Source organism: Vagococcus sp. (assembly GCF_052102835.1).
In the GTDB taxonomy this organism is placed as follows: Bacteria; Bacillota; Bacilli; order Lactobacillales; family Vagococcaceae; genus Vagococcus.
Genome location: NZ_JBQEIL010000008.1, coordinates 1 through 22,821, shown reverse-complemented (window position 1 = coordinate 22,821; position 22,821 = coordinate 1). Strand labels below are relative to the sequence as shown.

Genomic DNA, 22,821 nt, shown 5'->3' with positions numbered 1-22,821 from the left:
AATAAAAGTTTGTTAGCTGCCTATTTGAATATTTTAGTAGTTTTTGCCATTATTTTATTAGCCTATCTTTTAACTAAAAAAAAATGGTTTGATAATCAAACAGCGAATACGTTTTCAAAATTAGTATTGAATATTACGTTGCCGTTGAATATGTTTTTAAATATGACACAAAAATTTACAAGAGCAGAATTTTTAGAGTTATTTCAGGGGATTTTATTGCCTTTTACCTCCATTATTGTCACATTTATAATTAGTTTTATTTATGCAAAGTTAACGAAAGTACCGATAACAAGACAAGGTTCCTTTCAGGTAATGTTTACGGCAGCAAATACTATTTTTATGGGCTTGCCTGTAAATATGGCTGTTTTTGGTGAAAAGGCAATTCCCTATGCATTGTTATATTATATTTGTAATACAAGTTTCTTCTTTACTATCGGCTTAGTGTTAATAGCCAACGATAACCCTGAAAAAAGATTGCGTACCAACGTCTTTAGTTTTAAAAAATTATTAAAACAATTATTATCACCAGCACTTTTAGGTTTTATAATAGGCATCCTTTGGTTACTTACAGGAGTTGGAGTTCCAAAACCTTTGTTTGATTTTTCAACCTATGTTGGGGGAATGACAACGGCTTTGTCATTGTTTGTTATTGGAATTATTATTTATCAAACTGGCTTTAAAAATTTAAAAATGGATAAAGATGTTTTTGGAGTGCTTTTAGGTAGATATGTGATTTCACCATTGGTAGTTTATTTGTTATCTTTTATTATACCTGTGCCACCACTAATGCTAAAAGTCTTTATCTTACAATCAGCAATGCCTGTTCAAAATGCATTGCCGATTTTTGCTCGTTCCTATGGGGCAGATGAAAAATTTGCAACATCGAGTCTAACCTATTCTATTATTTCTTATGTTTTATTTATCTTAATTATGTTAAATCTATTTTTTTAATGGTATAATGCGCAGAGTGATCAAAAGAAAGAAGGTGTAGTTAAAACATGACACAGTTTAATTGTTTTAATTTAAAACCGTTTATGCTAGAAGCATTAACAAAAAAAGGCTTTGAAGAGCCAACAGCTGTTCAAAAGAAACTTATTCCCGTCATTTTTAATGGGAGAAGTGTGGTGGGCGAGTCACAGACAGGATCAGGTAAAACACATACCTTTTTAATTCCAATAATGAATGAATTAAATACGAAAAGAGATGAAGTTCAAGCGATTATTACGACACCTAGTCGTGAATTAGCAGAACAGATTTATCAAGCAGCGATTGAATTAGCAAGTTTTTCTGGAGAAGAAATGCGTGTGGCTAGTTACGTTGGTGGCACGGATAAAAAACGTCAAATTGAAAAATTAAAAAACCAACAACCGCATTTAGTCATTGGAACACCTGGTCGGATTTTAGATTTAATTGAAAATCAGGCATTAAAAAGCTATACTGCTAAAACGCTAGTTATTGATGAAGCTGATATGACTTTAGATATGGGATTTTTAGAAGAAGTTGATAAGATTGCTTCAACTTTACCAAATAATCTACAAATGTTAGTTTTTTCAGCAACGATTCCAGAAAAATTAAAACCTTTCTTGAAAAAATATATGGACAATCCTGTCGTCGAACATATTAAATCGTCGACAATTATTTCAGATACCATTGAAAATTGGTTGATTCCGAATAAAGGACAAAATCAAAATCAAGCGATTTATAGTTTATTAACTATGGGAAATCCTTATTTAGCGATGGTTTTTGCGAATACTAAGGAACGTGTAGATGAAATTACTGAATATCTGAAAGCACAGGGATTAAAAGTAGCGAAGATCCATGGTGGAATTCAACCCCGTGAACGTAAGCGCGTGATGAAGTCGATTCAAAATCTAGATTATCAATATGTAGTGGCAACAGATTTAGCTGCTCGAGGAATTGATATTGAAGGAGTTTCACTAGTTATTAATGCTGAAGTTCCAAGAGATTTAGAGTTCTTTATTCATCGTGTGGGCCGAACAGGACGTAACGGTATGAGTGGAGTTGCGATTACTCTCTATAGCCCTCAAGATGAGCAAGCGATTGGTGAGTTAGAAAAATTAGGAATTAAATTCGAACCTAAGATTATTCGTCAAGGTGAAATTGTTGATTCTTATGATCGTAACCGTCGAACACAACGTGAAAAATCACAAAAACAATTAGATCCTAAAATGATTGGTTTAGTGAAGAAGAAAAAGAAAAAAGTTAAACCTGCTTATAAGAAAAAAATTAAATATGCAATTAGTGAAAACGATCGTCAAAAACGTAAAGTTGAGCGTCGTCAAACGGATCGTTCGAAACGAAAATCAAGAAAACAAGATTACTAAATTTTTAAAAAAGAAGGTAATGACATAAGTCATAGCCTTTTTTTGCGTAAAAAAATAGGCGACTATTCTCGTATCTACGATAAAATAGTCGCCAGTCAATAGTGGGTATCTTCCATGGTGAGGTTACTCCTTAACTAATTTGCTTGTTGAATTGAGTTACCTTCAGCAGAGACGCGATCATTCTGAGCATCAAAAACAATAAAAACGTTACGATCTGTATCTAAAGTTACTCTATATTCGATTTTTTTAGTGCAATATACCATATTAAAAACTCCTTTCTTAAATAAAACTTAACGCAAAAGGCGATATGGTAACAAAATTCCTTCAATAAATATACCATATGAAAAATAGAATTGCAAGTTTTTTTATTAAATTTAAAAAGATAGCTAAATTCAGGAAATCTATTATAATAAATATATTAGATTGATATAGATGGGATGGATATTTTTGATTTTTTATTATGTTGGCTTAGCGATGTTTACTTTAGGAGTAGTTTATGCTCTTTTTCCATCAAAAAAAACTTATTTTAAATATGGTTATCGGACACCAAGAGCTCGGGAGACTGAAAAAACCTTTATTTATGCTCAAAAACAAGCAAGGAATATGTTACTCTTAATGGGTGGTGTTACTTTTTGTATTGGTTTTTTGTTAAAAACAATGTATTGGACCCATCTTTTCTTGCTTGAATTTTTCTTTATTTTATTTCCAATCGCTTTATTCTTTTATTTAGTCGAGCGAAAAATCGAGCAATTTAATGATCAATTAATAATTGAACAGGAGGATATTAAAAATGAAATTACTAATGATTGAAGACAATGAATCCGTTTCAGAAATGATGAAAATGTTTTTCTTAAATGAGGATTGGGAGGTCAGTTTTTGCTATGATGGTCAAGAAGGTCTAGATAAATTTTTAGAATCCCCAGAAAGTTGGGATATGATTACTTTAGATTTAAATTTACCAACCTTAGATGGTATGGCAGTTTGTCGTGAGGTTCGAAAAGTTTCTAAAACGGTCCCTATTATTATGTTAACGGCCCGTGATTCTGAGAGTGACCAAGTGATTGGTTTGGAGATGGGGGCGGATGATTATGTCACAAAACCGTTTAGTCCACTAACACTGATTGCTCGTATTAAAGCTTTACATCGTCGTTCTAGTTTTGTAGAGGATGGACATGAAGCAGATAATCAGCAACAAAAAGGTGAGTTTGATGTGATTACGGAACATTTCAAAATGAATACCAAGACACGTGAAGTTTATCTTGAAGAACAAGCTATTCAAGGATTAACACCTAAGGAATTTGATTTGTTATTAACCTTAGCTAGAAATCCTAAACAAGTTTTTTCACGTGAAAAATTACTAGAACTCGTATGGGATTATCAATATTTTGGTGATGAACGAACAGTGGATGCACATATTAAAAAATTAAGACAAAAAATCGAAAAAGTTGGACCTCAAGTTATTCAAACAGTTTGGGGGGTAGGTTATAAATTCGATGACACTGGAGTAGAAACGAAATGAGATATTTACTCCAACAAATGATTGCATTTTTTGTGATTATTTTGACTGTTTTATTAATCTTTGGAGCATCTTTTACTCAATTCACAAAGAATACAGTTAAAGAGTCGAGTTATGAACAGCTAAATGGCTATTCAGAAACAGTACTTTCAAATATGCGAACATTCGATTGGACGCTAAATGAATCTTTGGATACAACAAAAACAATCTTAAGACATCAGAAAGTAGGTTTTTATGTTTTAGATAAAGATTTAACAGCTACTTATCCTAAAGATGATAAAGGTCAAACAGGTAATAATTTGATTTCAGATGAAGAATTAAAAATATTGAAATCAGGCCAAACAATAAAAAAACTAGTTAATGAAAAATCACTACCTGATAAAAAACAAACAATGGCTTTGTTTATTCAACCTTTATTTTCGGGTGAATTTTCTTTTGAAGGTGTTTTGATTGTCTATCAGCCTGGTAGTAATATTAATAAAAGTGTTAATTCATTAACTCAAAATTTATTGAGGGGTTTTTTAATCTCAACCATTATTGCGATTATTATGAGTTTTTTATTTGCTAAATTTCAAGTTAATCGAATCAATCGAATGCGAAGTGCAACGAAGCAAATTGCGGACGGAAATTTTGATGTTCATTTAGAAGTTAAAAACAAAGATGAACTAGATGACTTAGCAATGGACTTTAATCAAATGACAGAAGCGTTAAAAGAGTCTCATTTAGAGATTGAACGTCAAGAAGAAAGAAGACGTAATTTTATGGCTGATGTTGCTCATGAAATGCGGACGCCTTTGACAACAATTAATGGATTACTTGAAGGGTTAACTCATCATGCCATCCCTGAAAATCAAATTGATAATTGTTTGAACTTAATGAGTAATGAAACGACACGTCTGATTCGGTTAGTTAATGAGAATTTAGATTACGAGAAAATTTTAACCAATCAAATTAGTATCGTGGTTCAACGTTTAAATGCTACTGAAATTTTAGAGACGCTTTTAACGCAATTAAAAGGGAAAGCTGAGGCTAAAAATAATCAATTGCTTTTAGTTAATACAATGCCCGTTCAGCTCGATGCGGATCATGATCGTTTTGTTCAAATTATGGTTAATTTAATTACAAATGCCATTCAGTTTACAGAAAATGATGAAATTAAAATTTCTGTTGTGCGTGGTTACTTAGAAACAACGGTTGAAATTAGTGATCATGGGATTGGTATTTCTGAGGAAGATTTAAAAAATATTTGGGATCGCTATTATAAATCAGATCCTTCCCGTAAAAACACTAAATACGGAGAGTCCGGTCTAGGATTATCGATTGTAGATCAGCTAGTACGTTTACATAAAGGAAGTATTAAAGTAGATAGTGAGTTAGGAGTAGGAACGACGTTTAGTGTGACCTTTCCAGACCAAGTAGAAGGAAAAAAGGAATAAATTACTTAAGACTGTGAAGAAACTAGTTTAAATTGTTTCATTGCAGTCTTATTTTTGTTACACTTGTAGAGATAAAATGAGGTGGTAAGTAAAATGAAGGAAAATTTTAGTTATCCGATTAACACAGAATGGACAACGGATGAGATTGTCTTGGTTGTGGACTTATGGGCAACCTTAGAGCAAGTTTATGAAAAAAAAGTATCTGCGGAAGCTTTTTTAGAAAAATATGAATTGTTCAAGAGGGTTGTTAAGAGTATCGGTGAGGAACGTCAATTAGGTAGAGAATATGAAGCGTTAACAGGTTATTCTCTTTATCAAGTCGTTCAACTAGCACGAAAGCAAAAAAAAGGAATCTTAAATAAAAAGGAGTTAGTCAAATGACAACAACACAGTTGGTATCAGAAGTGAAGACTTGGATTTACGAAGCTAGTGATCAAATAAAATTGTCATTGAATGAAGTGATTGATGTAAAAACAAAGTCTAATCATCGGGACTTAGTGACTAATATTGATCAAGCGACAGAACGCTTTTTAGTTGAGAAAATAAAAAAAGCTTATCCAGAAGACCATATCGTCGGTGAAGAAGGAATGAGTGAAAAACCCACAACGACAAAAGGTCGGGTTTGGGTGATTGACCCGATTGATGGGACGATGAATTTTGTTTTACAACAAAAAAACTTTTGTATTATGATTGGAATATTTGAAAATGGTCATCCTGTTTTAGGATTCATTTATGATGTGATGGCAGATTGCTTTATTTATGGTGGAGTGGAAACGGGTGTTTATCTGAATGGCTCCCCTTTACCTAAAGTGAAAGATGTTGCTTTAAAAGATGGATTACTAGGAGCAAATGGCTCGATGTACGCTCATGATACGTTAGGGACACAACAAGCAGGATTAGAAGCGATGGGGGTTAGAATTTTAGGTTGTGCTGGGTTAGATTTTATTAGTGTTATTCAAGGAGACCAATGTGGTTATATTTCTAATTTGGCACCTTGGGATTTTGCGGCAGGTGTTGCACTTAGTGAGCCATTAGGTTTAGTGTGTACGTATTTGGATGGTTCACCGTATCATATTTTAGATGATCGTCGTTATTTTATTGTGGCTACAAAGCAAGCCCATGCTGATTATATGTCGATTTTAAGGAAAAATTAAGAAAATATGAAAACTTTTTCTTTTTTTCATAAGCTTTTTTTGTTATAATGAACAGTCGGTTAAATTTTAAAGGTGCTAGACGCCTTTGGTTTTAAATAGTGAGGAGAATGTTATACAGTGAAATTTAGAGAAGATATCCGTAACGTCGCAATTATTGCCCACGTTGACCACGGTAAAACAACATTAGTTGATGAGTTATTGAAACAATCAAATACTTTAGGTGGACATGCACAATTACAAGAACGTGCAATGGACTCTGGAGATATTGAAAAAGAGCGTGGAATTACGATCTTAGCGAAAACAACAGCGATCAACTACAATGACAAACATATTAATATTTTGGATACACCAGGGCATGCCGATTTTGGTGGAGAAGTTGAACGTATCATGAAAATGGTTGATGGCGTGATTTTAGTTGTTGATGCATATGAAGGCACAATGCCTCAAACACGTTTTGTACTTAAAAAAGCACTAGAACAAAAATTAACACCAATTGTTGTTGTCAATAAAATTGACAAAGCAACAGCACGTCCTGCTGAAGTGATTGATGAAGTTTTAGAGTTATTTATTGAGTTAGGTGCAGATGATGAACAGTTAGAGTTCCCTGTCGTTTATGCGGCAGCTGTTAATGGAACATCAAGTTTATCAGATGATCCTGCAGACCAAGAACATACCATGAACTATATTTATGATGCTATTTTAAAATACATCCCAGCACCAGTTGACAACAGTGAAGATCCATTACAATTCCAAGTATCATTATTAGATTATAATGATTATGTGGGCCGTATTGGGATTGGTCGAGTATTCCGTGGAACAATGAAAGTTGGCGATCAAGTCGCTTTAATGAAACTTGATGGCGAAGTTAAAAAATTCCGTGTGACTAAGTTACTAGGTTTTCTAGGCTTAGACCGTGTCGAAATTCAAGAAGCGAGAGCGGGTGAGTTAATTGCTGTTTCAGGCATGGAGGACATCTTCGTCGGTGAAACGATAACGCCAATTAATCATCAAGAAGCTTTACCAACACTACATATTGATGAACCAACCTTACAAATGACGTTCTTAGTGAACAATTCACCATTTGCTGGGCGTGAAGGTAAATATGTAACGTCTCGTAAAATTGAAGAACGTTTACAAGCTCAATTACAAACAGATGTATCATTAAAAGTAGAAGCGACCAATTCACCTGATAAATGGGTTGTATCTGGCCGTGGTGAACTTCACTTATCAATTTTGATTGAAAATATGCGTCGTGAAGGTTTCGAATTACAAGTTTCTCGCCCAAGTGTTATCTATCGTGAAGTTGAAGGCGTTCTTTGTGAACCATTTGAACGTGTTCAAATTGACACACCAGAAGAATATATGGGTGGCGTAATTGAATCACTTGGTCAACGTAAAGCAGAAATGTTAGATATGATAAATAATGGTAATGGTCAAGTTCGTTTAATCTTTTTAGCACCAGCTAGAGGATTAATTGGTTATTCTACTGAGTTTATGTCATTAACTCGTGGATACGGAATTATGAATCATACGTTTGATTCTTACTTACCAGTGATTAGTGGTTTAACAACAGGTCGTCGTAATGGAGCGTTAGTGTCTATTGACCAAGGTAAAGCGACAACATATTCAATCATGAGTATTGAAGAACGTGGAACCGTTTATGTTGAACCAGGTACTGAAGTTTATGAAGGAATGATTATTGGTCAAAACAGCCGTGAAAATGACTTAGGTGTTAATATCACAAAAGCAAAACAAATGACTAACGTTCGTTCAGCCAATAAAGACCAAACATCGGTTATTAAAAAACCTAAGATTTTAACACTTGAAGAATCATTACAATTTTTAAATGATGATGAGTATTGTGAAGTAACTCCAGAAAGTATTCGTTTAAGAAAACAAATCTTAAATAAATCAGAACGTGAAAAATTTGCTAAAAAGAAAAAAACAGCAGATTAATCAGTAATAAGGAAAAGCAAGTTCATTATGAAAATAGTGACCTTGCTTTTTTAATTTTTTATAAGTTTTGCTAAATTCATTCTTAAGTTGGATGACGATATTAGTTATTGATTGTTATAATGAGGGTGGTTAAAAATGTTGAAAGAGGAGATTTATTGTATGAAAAAAATATATTTTATAATAAGTACTTTACTGTTTTTTACAGGAATGGTTTTCGTTGGACAACCGGTTAATGCGGTAGAAAAAAATAAAGATGAGGGTTGGAATATACCTAATCTTGCTTTAGGAAATGGCTTAACTGAAGTAGAAAAACAAAAAACAACAGAAATTCTATTAAATGATATTGATAAAGTTAGTGATCTTAAAGGAATTGATACCGCAAAAAATAATACTTTTATTGTTGATGGTCATGACTTGATGAAATATGTGACCGATGTTCCTGAGTTTACTGCAGACTCAAAAGCATATTCAAGTGCTTTTATTGCACGTACAAAAACGGGTTCAGGTGTGACTGTCGAAATCGTAACGCCTGAAAACATTACCGCTCGAACAGAAGCAATGTATCGTTCTGCGGCGATTACGAGTGGTGTCTATGATGCTTACATTCGGATTGCTAGTGTGAGAACAATGGATGGTAGTGGAGCATTAGCTGGGATTTATAAGATTTATGATGAAGTGACACCAGCAAAAGATGGAGTAGAACAAACTCAACGTGATGAAAAAAGAGCAGTGGCTCAAGAACAAATGCAAGTTGTTTCTGCAATCGACCAACAAAATCAAGAAAATAAAGATTACTCATCAGAAAATATCTTAGTAATGTTAGCAGATATTCAATTAGAATTACAAAAAATTAATAAAAAATTAGCCAATGCACCAAAGGAACAAGTTCAAACAGAGGTTGAAAAAGTGGTGGATCAACAAATTGAAAAAAACGGGATGCAAGAAGCAATTACACCAGAATTAAAAACTGAAGTGGTTAATAATATGGTTGATTTTACAAGCACAAGTGCAATTAAAGATAGTCAAATGACTAAACAATTATCAAACTTCAAAGATGATTTGATTAAAAATGGTTCCGAATTTAAAAGTAATTTGCTTTCAGATGAAAACGTAGAGAAAGCTAAAAGTGGCATTGCTGGTGTCTGGCAAGGAATAAAAGATTTTTTCAGCAACTTATTTAGTTAATTTAGAGGTTAGAAGATTAAAGATGGAGCAGTTGGAGAAATCTTGCTGTTCTTTTTTTATTACTATTGGAGGTTCTTTTTTTGGATAACCCAATTAAAAAGAAAGAATTGATTGAAATAGAGAAAGCCGAGATTCTGAAAAATAAGCATTTTAATTTGCAGAAAAGACTTTTTCAACGTTCGGTGATAAAAAAGGTTAAGAGATAATAAAGTAAGAACCTATTCTTTCCTTGTTTTATTCTACAACTCTCTTTTAAATAATGTTATAATAAAGTTACTTGCAAAATTGAAAGGAACGAAAAAGATTGGATTATCAACATTTATCACGACGTTTAGCCTTAGTTGCTAAAGAAGTTCACGAAGGGGCGATTGTCGCCGATATTGGATCAGATCATGCGTATCTCCCTGCTTATTTGATTACACATCAAAGTATTAAACATGCCATTGCTGGAGAAGTTGTTGAAGGTCCTTTTAACTCAGCTAAAACATTGGTTGAAGACTTAGGCTTAACTGACAAGATAGATGTTCGTCTCGGTGATGGACTGGATGTTATCAATCCAGAAGATGATGTTACAACCATTACAATTTGTGGAATGGGAGGCGGATTGATTCGGGATATCTTGGCGCGTGGTTTAGCGAATAAAAAGGTAACGGGTCAAGAGCGTTTGGTTTTACAGCCTAATGTCGGTGAAGAATTATTGCGTCGTTTTTTAAACGAGCAAGGCTATCGAATTATAAAAGAACTTATTCTTGAAGAAAACAAAAAGTTTTATGAAATTATTGTCGCGGAAAAGGTATCTGATAAGCTTCAATTATCGAAAGATGATTTGATGTTTGGACCGTTTTTGAGACAAGAAAAAACAGAATCTTTTATCAAAAAATGGCGACATGAATTAGAACAACGTTATTATGTAGTCAAACAATTGCAACAATCAAGCCAGGATCAAACAGAAAAAATAAAACAATATCAAGCCGAAATTAACAAGATTGAGGAGGTATTGACCGAATGATAGAAGCTAAGACATTTATTCAAAGGTTAGAAAAATATTGTCCACAAGAATTAGCAGAAGAAGGTGATCCAGTAGGGTTACATATCGGTACGCTCGATAAATCAATCGAACGTATTATGATGACTTTAGATATTCGTCCCTCTGTTGTACAAGAAGCGATTGATAAAAAAGTGGATCTAATTATTGCTAAACACCCCCCTATTTTTAGACCAATTAAGCGTTTGGTTACGGATAATTTTCAAACAAAAATGTATGCTGATTTATTAAAGCATGAGATTGCAGTGTATGCCGCTCATACAAATATGGATATTGTTGAACCGGGATTAAATGATTGGTTTTGTGAGATGTTAGACGTAAAAAACACCACTTATTTGAAGCGAACTCATACTTTACAGTATAAAAAATTAGTTGTTTATGTTCCAATGGGAGCAGTCGCTGACTTGAGAGATGCATTGCATGCGATTGGTGTGGGTAAGTATTCTGATAATTATGATTCGTGTAGTTATCGTACTGATGGAATTGGACGTTTTAGACCTGTTAATCAAGCAATATCAACGATTGGGTCTTTAGAAAACATTGAAGAAGTCCCTGAGGCACGTTTGGAATTTGTGTTCTTGGAAACACTTTATCCTCAAGTTTTAGCAACCTTGTCTGATCACCATCCTTACGAAGAACCTGTCTTTGATATTTATTCACTTGATAATTTAACCAAAACATATGGACTTGGACGAATAGGTGATTTAGATGAACCAATGACATTAAACGCTTTTACTCAGAAAGTAAAAGCTACTTTCAATTTAGAGGGTTTAAGATTAATTAGTAATGATGAAACTCAATTAATTCAACGAATTGCGATTTGCGGTGGTAGTGGTGAAAAGTTTTATCCTGAAGCGGTTCGTAAACAAGCAGATGTCTACATTACTGGTGATGTTTATTATCATACAGCTCATGATATTTTGGAAGAAGGCTTGGCTGTGATTGATCCGGGACACTATATTGAGGAAGTATGTAAGCCAAGATTTATTCAACTTTTTAATCAGTGGAAGGAAGAAGAAGGATGGGATGCTGAGTTTATTGAAAGTGAAGTCGATACCAATCCTTTTAAATTTAGATAAATAATAATAATAGGAGAGATGACCATGTATGAAAAATTAGTATCACGCTTTTTAAGTTATGTTAAAACGGAAACACGTTCGGATGAGACAAGTTCGACAACACCATCAACACAGACTCAAGTTGATTTTGCTCAAACATTAAAAAAAGAACTTGAAGAAATTGGGATGAGTGATGTTTTTTATAATGAAGACAATGGCTTTGTTATTGCAACATTACCAAGTAATACTGAAAAAGACGTACGTAGTATTGGTTTTATCGCTCACATGGACACGGCGGATTTTAACGCTGAAAATGTGAACCCACAAATCATTGAAGGTTACGATGGCGATTCAATAATTGAATTAGGGACGAGTGGTTATACTTTGTCTCCTGCAGATTTTCCTAATCTAAAAAATTATGTTGGGCAGACGTTGATTACAACAGACGGTACAACTCTTTTAGGATCAGATGATAAATCAGGAATTGCTGAAATTATGACAGCGATGGATTACTTAATCAATCATCCAGAAATTAAACACGGTAAATTAATGGTTGCTTTTGGACCAGATGAAGAAATTGGTGTTGGTGCTAATAAATTTGACGTTGATCAATTTCCAGTTGATTTTGCTTATACTATGGATGGTGGACCGGTTGGAGAGTTACAATATGAAACATTTAATGCAGCAGGTGCTTCAATAACGATTCAAGGTAAGAATGTACACCCAGGTACAGCGAAAGATACGATGATTAATGCTTTACAAGTTGCAATGGATTTACACAACCAACTCCCTCATGAAGAAGTACCAGAGAAAACAGAGGGTCGTCAAGGCTTCTTCCATGTGACAGATTTAAGTGGCGTTCCAGAGGAAGCAAGCATTGGCTACATCATTCGAGACCATGACCGTGAATTGTTTGAAGGACGTAAAGAGTTATTGACACATATTGTCGCAAAAATGAATGCTGATTTTGGTCAAGAAAGAATTAACTTAGAATTAAAAGATCAATACTACAATATGAGTGAAGTAATTTCTAAAGATTTATCGATTGTCGATTTAGCCGAAGAAGCAATGGTCAATATTGGAATTAAACCGTTGATTGAAGCTGTTCGTGGAGGGACAGATGGATCTAAAATATCTTTCTTAGGAATACCAACACCTAATATTTTTGCGGGTGGCGAGAATATGCACGGACGCTTTGAGTTTGTTGCTGTAGAAAGTATGGAAAAAGCAACTAGTTTAATTATTGAAATTTCAAAATTAAATGAACAAAAAGCTTAAATTAGTTTTATCGGTAAGGTTGACCGTTTAATTTTCGTGTGTTATTTTTAATTTCTTTAAAAGAGAGGAGACTTTGGAGCATGTTGAAACTTATTACCGCAGCTTAATTTAAAATTTAATGGATGGCCAAATGACGTAAGTTTATTTGGTGTCCCCTTAAATAGCGGTAAAAGTTTAAAACAAACCAAGTCTTAGTTAATAAAAAATACGAAGGGACGAATCTGTTCTTTGTGTTTAGGAGACTTTATGAGTTTAAACGAACTCATAAGGTCTTTTTTTAGTTGATTCGGTAAAATAGGAGTGATTTTAAGGGGACAAAATAAGAAGGGAAGAGTAAAATGAAAAACTATCAATTTGTTAAAAATTATCGAGAAAATCCAGAATTACGTCACCATTTTAATACGCTTGCTCAAACAACATTTGGTTTAGACTTTAGCTCATGGTATGAAAATGGATACTGGGAGAAAGATTATATTCCTTATTCTTTTTTGGATGAAGGGCGTGTAGTCGCGAATGTCTCTGTTTACTTGATGGATTTAATTGTCAAAGGGAAAGCAGTCAAAGCTGTTCAAATTGGGACTGTTATGACTGAAAAAGCATATCAAAATCAAGGATTCTCAAGACAATTATTGGAAATGGTAATGGCTGATTTTGAAAATCAGTGTGATTTTATTTACTTATTTGCTAATGAAAGTGTCCTTGAATTTTATCCGAAGTTTGGTTTTGAAAAAAGAAATGAAAAGAAATATGTTTTTGAATCTACTAAACGCCTTGAAAAAAAATTAAACCTCGAAAAAGTAAGTTTAGGCACTCATCGTTCATTACTGGAACGTTTAGCTTTGACTCGAGTTCCTTCATCTTCAATTTTAAGTGTAGTAAACAATCAAAGTTTATTACTTTTTTACTTTTCTGTTGGTCTAACCGATTCCCTTTATTATTCTGAAGAACTGGACGCGATTTTCATGATGGAAGTAGAGGGCGAAATCTTACATTTGTATGATATTGTAGCCGATCATCCTCTTGAATTACAAAGGATATTACCGATGTTAACTCACTTAGTAAGTCATGAAATTATCCTTTATTTTGCAGTGAAAGATGTGAAATCTACTTTTGTTGAGGTGAATGATGATGTGTTATTTGTTAAAGGAAAACAAGCAGTGATAGACGATTTAACTCTTTTTCCGCTCACGTCGCACTGTTAAATTAATAAAACGAGTCTTCTATAAATAAGAGGACTCGTTTTATTTATATTTATTTTATCAATCTAAAATAAGAGGTACCATTTTTAGCGTTTGATTTTGATAAGTTGCCAGTTCAGCAATATTTAGCTTGGTTAAACACTGTTTCATTTCAGAAAAAGCTAATTCATATTTATTCGTTTGGTGGGCATCAGAGCCAAGTGTAAAGAGTTTACCACCCAAGCGTTGATATAAAGGTAATGCATATTCATATAAGTGTTGATTACCATAAGATTTAAAACTTTTACCATTTAATTCAAGGGCTAATTCTTTTTTTATGATTAATTGAAAAACTTTTTCTAAATAAGGCTCAGCAATCTTTTGATAGTCTGTGACACTGATTTTTAATCGCCGAACACCATAATCAAAATGAGTTAAAATGTTAGCTTCAGACATGACTTCAATGGCTTCAATCATACGGGTATAGTAATCAACAATTAATTTTTCAGGATTTTCTTCAAGTACAAGGGGATCCATAAAGTCTTTGTTGCCATCTTGATGAACGCTTAGTAAAATTAAATCAAAATTCTTATTCTCTAGAAATTTTTTTATTTGTTTCTGGTGCGTCTTAACATATCCTATTTCAATTCCTTTTAAGAATTTAGTTGGATAAAGAGGGGTTAACTTTTTTATTTCTTCTGTATATGCAAGGTAATCTGGAATACTATCGCAACCACCATCACTAGGATTAGAAAAATCGAGATGCTCTGTTGTAACAAAGTAGTGGGGCTGATGATTGGTGATGTAGGCTTCAATTTTTTCTGTTGAATCGAAAGAATAAGCGGTATGGACATGTTGATCATAATATTGCATGGGAAAACCTCTCTTTCTAGTAATGTCTTTATTATAACAAACTTTAAAATAAGTTGGCAGCATACTAGGTTTACATAATAAAATTATTTTGTGTTTTCGAGAGGTTTTTCTTTGACCATTTTTAACCAATCGATTATACTATTTTTGTAGGTTAATTGAATAGGAGGCGAAAGACGAATGGATATTGAAAAAATGACAACCACGCTTCAACAAGCGATTGCTGAGGCACAGCAAATTGCAGTCACAAGAAAGCAACAAGAAATTGATGTGGTGCATCTTTGGAAAATTTTTGTTCAACCTAATCATTTTGCACGGAACTTGTATTCAGATGCGGGCTTAGATGTTAACCAATTTGAACTAGAAATCGATCATGAAATTGATAAATTACCCCAAATATCTGGAAGTAGTGTGCAGTATGGGCAGAGTATGAGCCAAAATTTATTTAATTTATTTAATGAAGCCAACCAGATTAGAGAAAGTTTTAGTGATGATTTTCTTTCAACAGAAATTGTTGTGCTTGCTTTATTTAAACTAAAAAATCATCCACTTGCAAAATATTTAGTAACCCATCAAATCACAGAAAAAAAACTCAGAGAAAAAATAGAAGAACTCAGAGGAGGAGATCGTGTGACTTCCAAAAATCAAGAAGAACAATATGAAGCATTAGAAAAATATGGAATTGACTTAGTTCAAGCAGTAAAAAAAGGAACGCAAGATCCAATTATAGGTCGAGACGAAGAAATACGCGATGTTATTCGGATTTTATCACGTAAAACAAAAAACAACCCTGTTTTAATCGGAGAACCTGGTGTAGGTAAAACAGCGATTGTTGAAGGACTTGCTCAACGTATTGTAAGAAAAGATGTTCCAGAAAATCTTAAAGATAAAACTATTTTTTCTTTAGATATGGGAGCGTTAATTGCAGGCGCGAAGTTTCGTGGTGAGTTTGAAGAACGTTTGAAAGCTGTCTTAAAAGAAATTAAAAAAAGTGATGGACGAATCATTTTATTCATCGACGAAATTCATACGATTGTCGGTGCTGGTAAAACAGAGGGGAGTATGGATGCTGGAAACTTGTTAAAACCGATGTTAGCCCGTGGTGAGTTACACTGTATCGGGGCCACAACTTTAGATGAATATCGTGAAAACATGGAAAAAGACAAAGCTTTAGAGCGTCGTTTCCAAAAAGTATTGGTTAAAGAACCGACCGTTGAAGATTCAATTAGTATTTTACGTGGATTGAAAGAACGATTTGAAATTCATCATGGGGTTAAAATTCATGATAATGCTTTAGTTTCAGCTGCGACTTTATCTAATCGTTATATTACGGATCGTTTTTTACCTGATAAAGCAATTGATTTAGTTGATGAAGCATGTGCAACTATTCGGGTTGAAATTAATTCTATGCCGACCGAATTGGATCAAGTGACTCGTCGGTTAATGCAGTTAGAGATCGAAGAAGCTGCTTTGAAAAAAGAAGAAGACGATGCAAGTGTTCGTCGTTTGGAAATATTACAAGAAGAGCTTTCTGAGTTACGAGAAGAAGCCAATATGCTTAAAATGCAGTGGGAAACTGAAAAAGAAGAAGTAAATAAATTAAATGAAAAACGTGCAGAAATTGATAAAGCCAAAACACAATTGGAAAATGCAGAAAGTACTTATGATTTAGAACAAGCAGCTATTTTGAGACACGGAACGATACCAAAACTTCAAAAAGAATTGGAAGATTTGGAAATTGCTGATCAAGAAGGTGACCGAACTCGACTCGTACAGGAAGTGGTGACTGAAAAAGAAATTGCGATTGTTGTTGGTCGTTTAACAGGCATTCCAGTTTCAAAACTAGAAGAAGGTGAGCGGCAAAAAATCTTGCGTTTGAATGAAACTCTACATGAACGTGTGATTGGGCAAGAGGAAGCAGTCAATGCAGTAGCAGATGCTGTTATACGCTCACGTGCGGGCTTACAAGACCCTGATCGTCCACTTGGTTCATTTTTATTCTTAGGACCAACAGGTGTTGGTAAGACCGAGCTAGCCAAAGCTTTGGCTGAAAATTTATTTGATTCAGAAGAACATATGGTCAGAGTTGATATGAGTGAGTACATGGAAAAACATAGTGTCTCTCGTTTAGTAGGAGCTCCTCCTGGTTATGTAGGCTATGAAGAAGGTGGACAATTGACGGAAGCAGTCCGTCGTAGTCCATATACGATTGTTTTATTAGATGAAATTGAAAAAGCCCATCCAGATGTTTTTAATATTTTATTACAAGTTTTAGATGATGGTCGTTTGACAGATTCTAAAGGTCGTGTGGTTGATTTTAAAAACACAGTCTTAATTATGACTAGTAATTTAGGATCTCAAATATTATTAGAAGGAACGAATGAAAAGGGAGACATTACACCTGAAGCAGTAGATCAAGTAGAAGGATTATTGAAAACTCATTTCAAACCTGAATTTTTAAATCGAATTGATGACACGATTTTATTTACGCCTTTAAGTTTAGATGATGTTAAAGAGATTATTGTTAAAATGACAGATCAATTAACACATCGCTTGGAGCATCAAGAAATTTATTTAGAAATTTCAGAAGCGGCTAAAAATTGGATTGCTGAACAAGCCTATGATCCGATTTATGGTGCACGACCAATCAAACGTTTCTTAACGAGAGAAGTTGAAACACCATTAGCTAAAGAGATTATCGGTGGAAATATCCCGCCAAAATCAAAAATAATCATAGAAGAAACCGATGGAAAACTTAGTTTTTTAACTGAATTAATTGAACCGTAAGAAAGAAAGAACCAATAAGCTAGTTGCTTATTGGTTCTTTCTTTGCAAATTCGAATAAAAATGTTAATATAAATGAAACTATTATCGCAAAATCAATAATATTTTAAAAGGAGGTTTACCCGCCATGTCTACCAATACTTTTGTTTATCCACACCCTATCAATACTTTTATCATTCGTTCAATTGGGTTAACGGTTAATGAGTTTTGTGAACTTTTTGATTATCCTCAATCTACAGTTGCCACGTGGATTAGTCGAGAACGAAAAGTAAAAAGCTTACCCGTCTCTTTTATTTATTCCTTATCTTTAGCAACGAGTAAAAGTATGGATTGGGTTTATTCAGAGCTTTTGAGTTTGGAAATAGAATATCAACACCATCAAAAAGAATTTAAAAAAAGCAAAAAATATATTTGAATAAAAAATCCCTTAAAAATATAGAAGATTAACTTCTAAATCTTTAAGGGATTTTTATTTTTAGAAATAGTCGCTAAAATAAGCCACTTGATCTGGAATAATTCTTTCTAACGTTCGTAGAGTTTCTTTATCTGTTTTTAAGCGTTCAATTCGATACAAATACGAGGGACGTCGATAACTCATAAATAAAGCAGTTAGTGTTTGGATATCAAGATAGACAGGATTTCCAATCGGCTGATCAGAGATTGTCAATTGGTCAAATTCATCCCAAGTAAGACTGAAAATACGGTTATTCCAATCTGCAATGGCATCATCGACCACAAAATGAAAAGGTTTACCAGTGGTGATGAAGGGATATTTTCTAATAAACTTCTCAACATCAACAATCCGTGCCATAAAATAAGGTTCAATCGTTTCTTTGATTTCACTATCTTCGAAAAGGAAAGCAATAGGTTCGTTTTTGAATGTTTCCCCTTGGACAAGCTCAACCATTGAAAAATGAGCAGATACAAAGTTCCATAAGCCTTTACGAGCTTCTTGATTTAAATAAACCATCTCTTTAATATGAAAAACTTCTTCTGCAATCCAGTAAAAACAAAAGCCCAAAGGTTCACCATCGGCACTATAGTAAATGGCTGCTGTTCGTTCTTCTTCATTTTCCCAACGCCAATACTCTTCCCAATTTAAATCCTGTCTAACCATGGCACCATGATTGACCGTTGCAAATTGATCATAGATTTTAAAAACATCCTCATGATCAATATTTTCACGTTCAACATAACCAGGAACACTGACTTGTTTTGGAAGTTGAGAATCTTTGATTTCAAATGCCATTTTATCTGACATGATTTCCCAGCCTTTACGGCGATAATAAGGAATACTATACGGGAAAAGATAAGAAATCGATTGCCCATTTTCACGCATTTTTTTTAAACCTAAACTAATTAAATCACTCATTAAACCTAAATTGGTGTATTCAGGATAGGTTCCAATCCCAGTCACACCTGCCATATTGTAAATCGTATCATGAATATTAACTTCACAAGGATAAATTGCAATTTGTGAAATCAACTTATCCTCATTATTGAACCATCCATAAACATCGGCTTCACGTAAAACGGGTCGTTTGGCACGAATAATTTCTGATTCATCTTCGTAGCCTCCTTCTTCTAAATCAGAATCAGTGACTTGAAAAACATAACGAAGTAATTCATTAAACTGTTTTAAATGTTTTAATTCAACTTTTTTTAAAGTTAAGTGCTTTTTAACTTCCTTTGCATCCATTAAAAATTCTCCTAATCTCTATATTCTTCATCATTATAACAAACTCTATTGGAAAATACTTTAAAAAGGGACAAAAGGTTGATATAATAAGAAATGCTGATTGAAAAGAAAGTAGGAGATATTTATGAATTTTGATGAAATGAGAAAGAGGCAGCAGTCTATTCGTAACTTCTCCATCATAGCACACATTGATCATGGAAAATCTACATTAGCAGACCGTATCTTACAACAAACTGAAACGGTTTCTGATCGTGAAATGCAAGAACAATTACTAGATTCAATGGATTTAGAAAGAGAACGTGGCATTACTATTAAATTGAATGCCGTCGAACTAACTTATAATGCGAAAGATGGAAAAGAGTATATTTTTCACCTAATTGATACACCGGGACACGTCGATTTTACTTATGAGGTTTCCAGAAGTTTAGCTGCTTGTGAAGGAGCAGTACTCGTAGTAGATGCGGCCCAAGGAATTGAAGCGCAAACATTAGCTAATGTTTATTTAGCAATTGACAACGATTTAGAAATTTTACCAGTCATTAATAAAATTGATTTACCAGCAGCTGACCCTGAAAGAGTGCGTGGTGAAATTGAAGAAGTTATTGGTATTGATGCTAGCGAAGCTGTTCTAGCAAGTGCCAAATCAGGAATTGGAATTGAAGATATTTTAGAGCAAATTGTTGAGCTTGTTCCACCACCAATCGGAGAGCTTGAAGCGCCATTAAAAGCTTTGATTTTTGATTCAGTTTATGATGCCTATCGTGGGGTAGTTCTTAATATTCGAGTGATGGATGGTGTTGTTAAACCAGGAGATACTATCCAGCTAATGAGCAATGGAAAAGAGTATGAAGTCACAGAAGTTGGTATTTTCTCTCCGAAAGCCGTTAAACGTGAATTCTTAATGGTTGGAGATGTAGGTTATATCACCGCAAGTATTAAAAATATTCAAAATGCACGTGTTGGGGATACGATCACATTAGCTGATAATCCTGCGGAAGAAGCGCTACAAGGTTATCGCCGAATGAATCCCATGGTTTATTGTGGATTATATCCAATTGATACCTCTAAAAACGTTGATTTAAGAGAGGCGTTGGAAAAACTAGAATTAAATGACTCAGCTTTAGAATTTGAAGCAGAAACATCTCAGGCTTTAGGATTTGGTTTTCGTTGTGGTTTCTTAGGATTATTACATATGGATGTTATCCAAGAACGTTTAGAACGTGAATTCAACTTAGATTTGATAACTACAGCACCTTCAGTAATTTATCATGTTAATCGAACAGATGGTACGCAACAAGTGGTTGATAACCCTGCGGAATTTCCTGAACCAAGTGTCATCGATTCGGTTGAGGAACCATTTGTTAAGGCTCAAATTATGGTGCCAAATGAATACGTTGGAGCTGTGATGGAAATTTCACAACGTAAACGGGGTGAGTTTGTCACGATGGATTATCTTGATGAGTATCGTGTCAATGTGGTTTATAATATTCCGCTTTCGGAAATTGTGTTTGATTTCTTTGATAAATTAAAATCGAGTACAAAAGGTTATGCATCCTTTGATTATGAATTAATCGGTTATCGACCAAGTAATTTAGTGAAGATGGAGATTCTTTTAAATAATGAAACGGTCGATGCACTAAGTTTTATTGTTCACAAAGAATTTGCTTATGAGCGTGGACGTTTGATTGTTGATAAGCTAAGAAAATTAATTCCTCGCCAACAATTCGAGGTACCAATTCAAGCGGCTATCGGTACTAAAATCGTCGCTCGTACAGATATTAAAGCCTTACGTAAGAATGTTTTGGCTAAATGTTACGGTGGAGATGTCTCCCGTAAACGTAAATTGTTAGAGAAACAAAAAGAAGGTAAAAAACGTATGAAATCTATTGGATCCGTGGAAGTTCCGCAAGAAGCCTTCATGGCGGTTCTTAAGATGGATGAGGACGAACCTAAGAAGTAGTAAGGGTTTGTGCAAACCGTGATTAACTGAATAATAGTATTTTCCAACATTCTTCCAACAATTTTAATAAACGTTGGAAGAATGTTGGATTTTTTATGCCTCATTTCTCATTATATTTTCAAAGATATCAACTGTTTCTTTTTTCATTTTTTTGATAACATGAGCATACGTATCCATAGTTGTGGCCAACCTTGAATGACCAAGACGGACTTGTATCTCTTTTGGTTTCGCTCCGTTTTCAAGAAGCATAGTAGCATGAGTGTGCCTAAATGAGTGGAAATTATAATCGACGCCACTTTCTTTACGATATTTCTCTGTGTACCATTTAATTGAGTTTAACGTAACTGGCTCACCGTTTTCTTTAGTGCAAACAAATTCAGTTTGAGTATAAAAATCTCTGTAAAATAATTTATTCTCTTTTTGTCTGAGCTTATATTTTTTTAATAACGATAGGAGAGAAGGACCAATATGGATTGTTCGGTAAGATGATTGTGTCTTAGGTGTTCCTATTATCTATTTATTACTAGTTAAAAAGCCCTCAGAATCGATCTGAGGGCTTTGAATATTTTATAAGGTATTTCTCCATGTTTTTCTCTAAAAATGATTAGAGTTTATATAAATCACGTTATACTAAGCAAATTAATCTTTATTTTTAAAACGAACTGCAATAGCATAAGATAATAACAATAAAATACCCCAATATAAGATACCTAGAAATGCACCCATAGGAGCAATAGGAATAAGTATGTTAGCCACTCTATCAAAAATTACGTTTAATGCTATGAAGTTTAATATTGTTTGAAATATTACAAAAAGTTTTTTCATATTCAAGCACATTCCTAAATAGTTTATTCTTTTACAAAATTTTGTAGTAGGGGAGCTTTATTTTCATTGTCTAATAAATATTTTCCATATGATGGAACTTTTATTTTATTTTCCCCATCTAAACTTATAATATTATAATATCCATAGTTAATTGTAAATTATCTCCAATGTTTAGAGATTCTCTAATATTTCCACTAAATTTCAAATAAGAATCTTGGTTATTTTTACTATCAAAGTAAATATTAGTTTCATTTGTTTCAGCATCATAAATAATGTTATTAATGCTATCTTTGAAGTATAACTCACCTTGATTATCTGTCACTAAATTCAGGAACTACTAACTCACCATATTCAGTAGTTTCTCCATCGGCACAAATGAAGCTCATTTTATGATGTTCTGTCGCGTGAGAGAGAAATTCATCCACCATTAAAACCTTTGGTAAAGAAATTGGTTTTGCAAGGTTAGGAAGTTGGTCTTCAACAGAACGAAGAACACGTATTACTGTCTGAATTGAAACCTGACAAAGTTTTG

The 22,821-nt window shown here is 33.7% G+C and carries 22 protein-coding genes and 1 pseudogene; 16 read left to right on the top strand and 7 right to left on the bottom strand.

Annotated features, from left to right (window positions below; all coding sequences use genetic code 11):
- The first annotated feature begins 9 nt into the window (after nt 1-9).
- Together ACTJFD_RS08710 and ACTJFD_RS08705 are read left to right on the top strand one after the other, a co-directional pair.
- Nucleotides 10-951 carry an AEC family transporter gene (locus tag ACTJFD_RS08710; protein ID WP_442260966.1) on the top strand — a complete coding sequence of 314 codons (942 nt, stop codon included), beginning with the start codon at nt 10-12 and terminating at the stop codon, nt 949-951.
- A 47-nt stretch (nt 952-998) separates the two neighbouring features.
- The gene (locus ACTJFD_RS08705) at nt 999-2,345 is read left to right on the top strand and encodes a DEAD/DEAH box helicase (RefSeq protein WP_442260965.1); all 1,347 of its coding nucleotides are present in this window, start codon (nt 999-1,001) and stop codon (nt 2,343-2,345) included.
- A 134-nt stretch (nt 2,346-2,479) separates the two neighbouring features.
- Here the strand turns inward: ACTJFD_RS08705 and ACTJFD_RS08700 are convergent, their stop codons facing one another.
- Entirely contained in the window at nt 2,480-2,608 is a 129-nt protein-coding gene (locus ACTJFD_RS08700) for a hypothetical protein (RefSeq protein WP_442260963.1), read from the bottom strand.
- Between the two features lie 184 nt (nt 2,609-2,792).
- Here ACTJFD_RS08700 and ACTJFD_RS08695 point away from each other — a divergent pair, with 184 nt between their 5' ends.
- The 11 genes from ACTJFD_RS08695 to ACTJFD_RS08645 all read left to right on the top strand — a co-directional run bounded on the left by ACTJFD_RS08695 (nt 2,793) and on the right by ACTJFD_RS08645 (nt 14,175).
- On the top strand, nt 2,793-3,155 hold the full coding sequence (locus tag ACTJFD_RS08695; protein WP_442260961.1) for an SdpI family protein: 363 nt from the start codon (nt 2,793-2,795) through the stop codon (nt 3,153-3,155).
- A complete protein-coding gene (locus ACTJFD_RS08690) occupies nt 3,136-3,864 on the top strand; it encodes a response regulator transcription factor (RefSeq protein ID WP_442260959.1) in 729 nt (242 codons plus the stop codon). Before ACTJFD_RS08695 ends, ACTJFD_RS08690 begins: the two co-directional genes overlap by 20 nt.
- Nucleotides 3,861-5,297 (top strand): ATP-binding protein, encoded by a 1,437-nt coding sequence (locus ACTJFD_RS08685; RefSeq protein ID WP_442260958.1) that lies wholly within the window; start codon nt 3,861-3,863, stop codon nt 5,295-5,297. Before ACTJFD_RS08690 ends, ACTJFD_RS08685 begins: the two co-directional genes overlap by 4 nt.
- A 93-nt stretch (nt 5,298-5,390) precedes the next feature.
- Nucleotides 5,391-5,678 carry a UPF0223 family protein gene (locus ACTJFD_RS08680; protein ID WP_442260956.1) on the top strand — a complete coding sequence of 96 codons (288 nt, stop codon included), beginning with the start codon at nt 5,391-5,393 and terminating at the stop codon, nt 5,676-5,678.
- A complete protein-coding gene (locus tag ACTJFD_RS08675) occupies nt 5,675-6,451 on the top strand; it encodes an inositol monophosphatase family protein (RefSeq protein WP_442260955.1) in 777 nt (258 codons plus the stop codon). Before ACTJFD_RS08680 ends, ACTJFD_RS08675 begins: the two co-directional genes overlap by 4 nt.
- Nucleotides 6,452-6,568: 117 nt before the next feature.
- Nucleotides 6,569-8,407, top strand: a complete 1,839-nt coding sequence (typA, locus tag ACTJFD_RS08670; RefSeq protein ID WP_442260953.1) for a translational GTPase TypA — start codon at nt 6,569-6,571, stop codon at nt 8,405-8,407.
- A gap of 159 nt (nt 8,408-8,566) precedes the next feature.
- Entirely contained in the window at nt 8,567-9,592 is a 1,026-nt protein-coding gene (locus ACTJFD_RS08665; RefSeq protein WP_442260952.1) for a DUF1002 domain-containing protein, read from the top strand.
- A 304-nt stretch (nt 9,593-9,896) separates the two neighbouring features.
- Nucleotides 9,897-10,601: a tRNA (adenine(22)-N(1))-methyltransferase gene (locus ACTJFD_RS08660; RefSeq protein WP_442260950.1), complete on the top strand. Its 705-nt coding sequence runs from the start codon at nt 9,897-9,899 to the stop codon at nt 10,599-10,601.
- Complete coding sequence (locus ACTJFD_RS08655) at nt 10,598-11,716, top strand: Nif3-like dinuclear metal center hexameric protein (protein ID WP_442260948.1); 1,119 nt, start codon at nt 10,598-10,600, stop codon at nt 11,714-11,716. The genes ACTJFD_RS08660 and ACTJFD_RS08655 overlap by 4 nt, the downstream gene beginning before the upstream one ends.
- A 24-nt stretch (nt 11,717-11,740) precedes the next feature.
- Nucleotides 11,741-12,973 (top strand): peptidase T, encoded by a 1,233-nt coding sequence (gene pepT / locus ACTJFD_RS08650; protein ID WP_442260946.1) that lies wholly within the window; start codon nt 11,741-11,743, stop codon nt 12,971-12,973.
- Between the two features lie 338 nt (nt 12,974-13,311).
- Nucleotides 13,312-14,175 carry a GNAT family N-acetyltransferase gene (locus tag ACTJFD_RS08645; RefSeq protein WP_442260945.1) on the top strand — a complete coding sequence of 288 codons (864 nt, stop codon included), beginning with the start codon at nt 13,312-13,314 and terminating at the stop codon, nt 14,173-14,175.
- Nucleotides 14,176-14,232: 57 nt separating this feature from the next.
- Here the strand turns inward: ACTJFD_RS08645 and ACTJFD_RS08640 are convergent, their stop codons facing one another.
- On the bottom strand, nt 14,233-15,024 hold the full coding sequence (locus ACTJFD_RS08640) for a histidinol-phosphatase HisJ family protein (protein WP_442260944.1): 792 nt from the start codon (nt 15,022-15,024) through the stop codon (nt 14,233-14,235).
- A gap of 177 nt (nt 15,025-15,201) precedes the next feature.
- Between ACTJFD_RS08640 and clpB the strand changes: the two genes are divergently transcribed.
- Both clpB and ACTJFD_RS08630 read left to right on the top strand, forming a co-directional pair.
- Entirely contained in the window at nt 15,202-17,808 is a 2,607-nt protein-coding gene (gene clpB / locus ACTJFD_RS08635; RefSeq protein WP_442260943.1) for an ATP-dependent chaperone ClpB, read from the top strand.
- A gap of 124 nt (nt 17,809-17,932) precedes the next feature.
- Nucleotides 17,933-18,220, top strand: a complete 288-nt coding sequence (locus ACTJFD_RS08630; RefSeq protein ID WP_442260942.1) for a type III secretion system protein PrgN — start codon at nt 17,933-17,935, stop codon at nt 18,218-18,220.
- A gap of 60 nt (nt 18,221-18,280) precedes the next feature.
- Here ACTJFD_RS08630 and ACTJFD_RS08625 read toward each other — a convergent pair whose 3' ends face one another.
- The gene (locus tag ACTJFD_RS08625; RefSeq protein ID WP_442260941.1) at nt 18,281-19,504 is read right to left on the bottom strand and encodes a GNAT family N-acetyltransferase; all 1,224 of its coding nucleotides are present in this window, start codon (nt 19,502-19,504) and stop codon (nt 18,281-18,283) included.
- A gap of 124 nt (nt 19,505-19,628) precedes the next feature.
- On the opposite strand from ACTJFD_RS08625, the gene lepA reads away from it, so the two are divergent.
- Nucleotides 19,629-21,464, top strand: a complete 1,836-nt coding sequence (lepA, locus tag ACTJFD_RS08620) for a translation elongation factor 4 (RefSeq protein ID WP_442260940.1) — start codon at nt 19,629-19,631, stop codon at nt 21,462-21,464.
- 93 nt (nt 21,465-21,557) lie between these two features.
- Here lepA and ACTJFD_RS08615 read toward each other — a convergent pair whose 3' ends face one another.
- The 4 genes and pseudogenes from ACTJFD_RS08615 to ACTJFD_RS08600 all read right to left on the bottom strand — a co-directional run.
- Entirely contained in the window at nt 21,558-21,974 is a 417-nt protein-coding gene (locus tag ACTJFD_RS08615) for a tyrosine-type recombinase/integrase (RefSeq protein ID WP_442261090.1), read from the bottom strand.
- Nucleotides 21,975-22,103: 129 nt separating this feature from the next.
- Nucleotides 22,104-22,289 carry a hypothetical protein gene (locus tag ACTJFD_RS08610; RefSeq protein WP_442260939.1) on the bottom strand — a complete coding sequence of 62 codons (186 nt, stop codon included), beginning with the start codon at nt 22,287-22,289 and terminating at the stop codon, nt 22,104-22,106.
- 124 nt (nt 22,290-22,413) lie between these two features.
- On the bottom strand, nt 22,414-22,611 hold the full coding sequence (locus ACTJFD_RS08605; RefSeq protein WP_442260938.1) for a hypothetical protein: 198 nt from the start codon (nt 22,609-22,611) through the stop codon (nt 22,414-22,416).
- Between the two features lie 34 nt (nt 22,612-22,645).
- Nucleotides 22,646-22,821 (bottom strand): annotated as a pseudogene (locus ACTJFD_RS08600) (ISL3 family transposase); the annotation flags it as partial.

Coding starts and splice junctions, on each gene's coding strand:
- ACTJFD_RS08705 (WP_442260965.1), top strand. CDS start 999: ATGACACAGTTTAATTGTTTTAATTTAAAACCGTTTATGCTAGAAGCA.
- ACTJFD_RS08700 (WP_442260963.1), bottom strand. CDS start 2,608: ATGGTATATTGCACTAAAAAAATCGAATATAGAGTAACTTTAGATACA.
- ACTJFD_RS08690 (WP_442260959.1), top strand. CDS start 3,136: ATGAAATTACTAATGATTGAAGACAATGAATCCGTTTCAGAAATGATG.
- ACTJFD_RS08685 (WP_442260958.1), top strand. CDS start 3,861: ATGAGATATTTACTCCAACAAATGATTGCATTTTTTGTGATTATTTTG.
- ACTJFD_RS08680 (WP_442260956.1), top strand. CDS start 5,391: ATGAAGGAAAATTTTAGTTATCCGATTAACACAGAATGGACAACGGAT.
- ACTJFD_RS08675 (WP_442260955.1), top strand. CDS start 5,675: ATGACAACAACACAGTTGGTATCAGAAGTGAAGACTTGGATTTACGAA.
- ACTJFD_RS08665 (WP_442260952.1), top strand. CDS start 8,567: ATGAAAAAAATATATTTTATAATAAGTACTTTACTGTTTTTTACAGGA.
- ACTJFD_RS08655 (WP_442260948.1), top strand. CDS start 10,598: ATGATAGAAGCTAAGACATTTATTCAAAGGTTAGAAAAATATTGTCCA.
- pepT (WP_442260946.1), top strand. CDS start 11,741: ATGTATGAAAAATTAGTATCACGCTTTTTAAGTTATGTTAAAACGGAA.
- ACTJFD_RS08645 (WP_442260945.1), top strand. CDS start 13,312: ATGAAAAACTATCAATTTGTTAAAAATTATCGAGAAAATCCAGAATTA.
- ACTJFD_RS08640 (WP_442260944.1), bottom strand. CDS start 15,024: ATGCAATATTATGATCAACATGTCCATACCGCTTATTCTTTCGATTCA.
- clpB (WP_442260943.1), top strand. CDS start 15,202: ATGGATATTGAAAAAATGACAACCACGCTTCAACAAGCGATTGCTGAG.
- ACTJFD_RS08630 (WP_442260942.1), top strand. CDS start 17,933: ATGTCTACCAATACTTTTGTTTATCCACACCCTATCAATACTTTTATC.
- ACTJFD_RS08625 (WP_442260941.1), bottom strand. CDS start 19,504: ATGGATGCAAAGGAAGTTAAAAAGCACTTAACTTTAAAAAAAGTTGAA.
- lepA (WP_442260940.1), top strand. CDS start 19,629: ATGAATTTTGATGAAATGAGAAAGAGGCAGCAGTCTATTCGTAACTTC.
- ACTJFD_RS08610 (WP_442260939.1), bottom strand. CDS start 22,289: ATGAAAAAACTTTTTGTAATATTTCAAACAATATTAAACTTCATAGCA.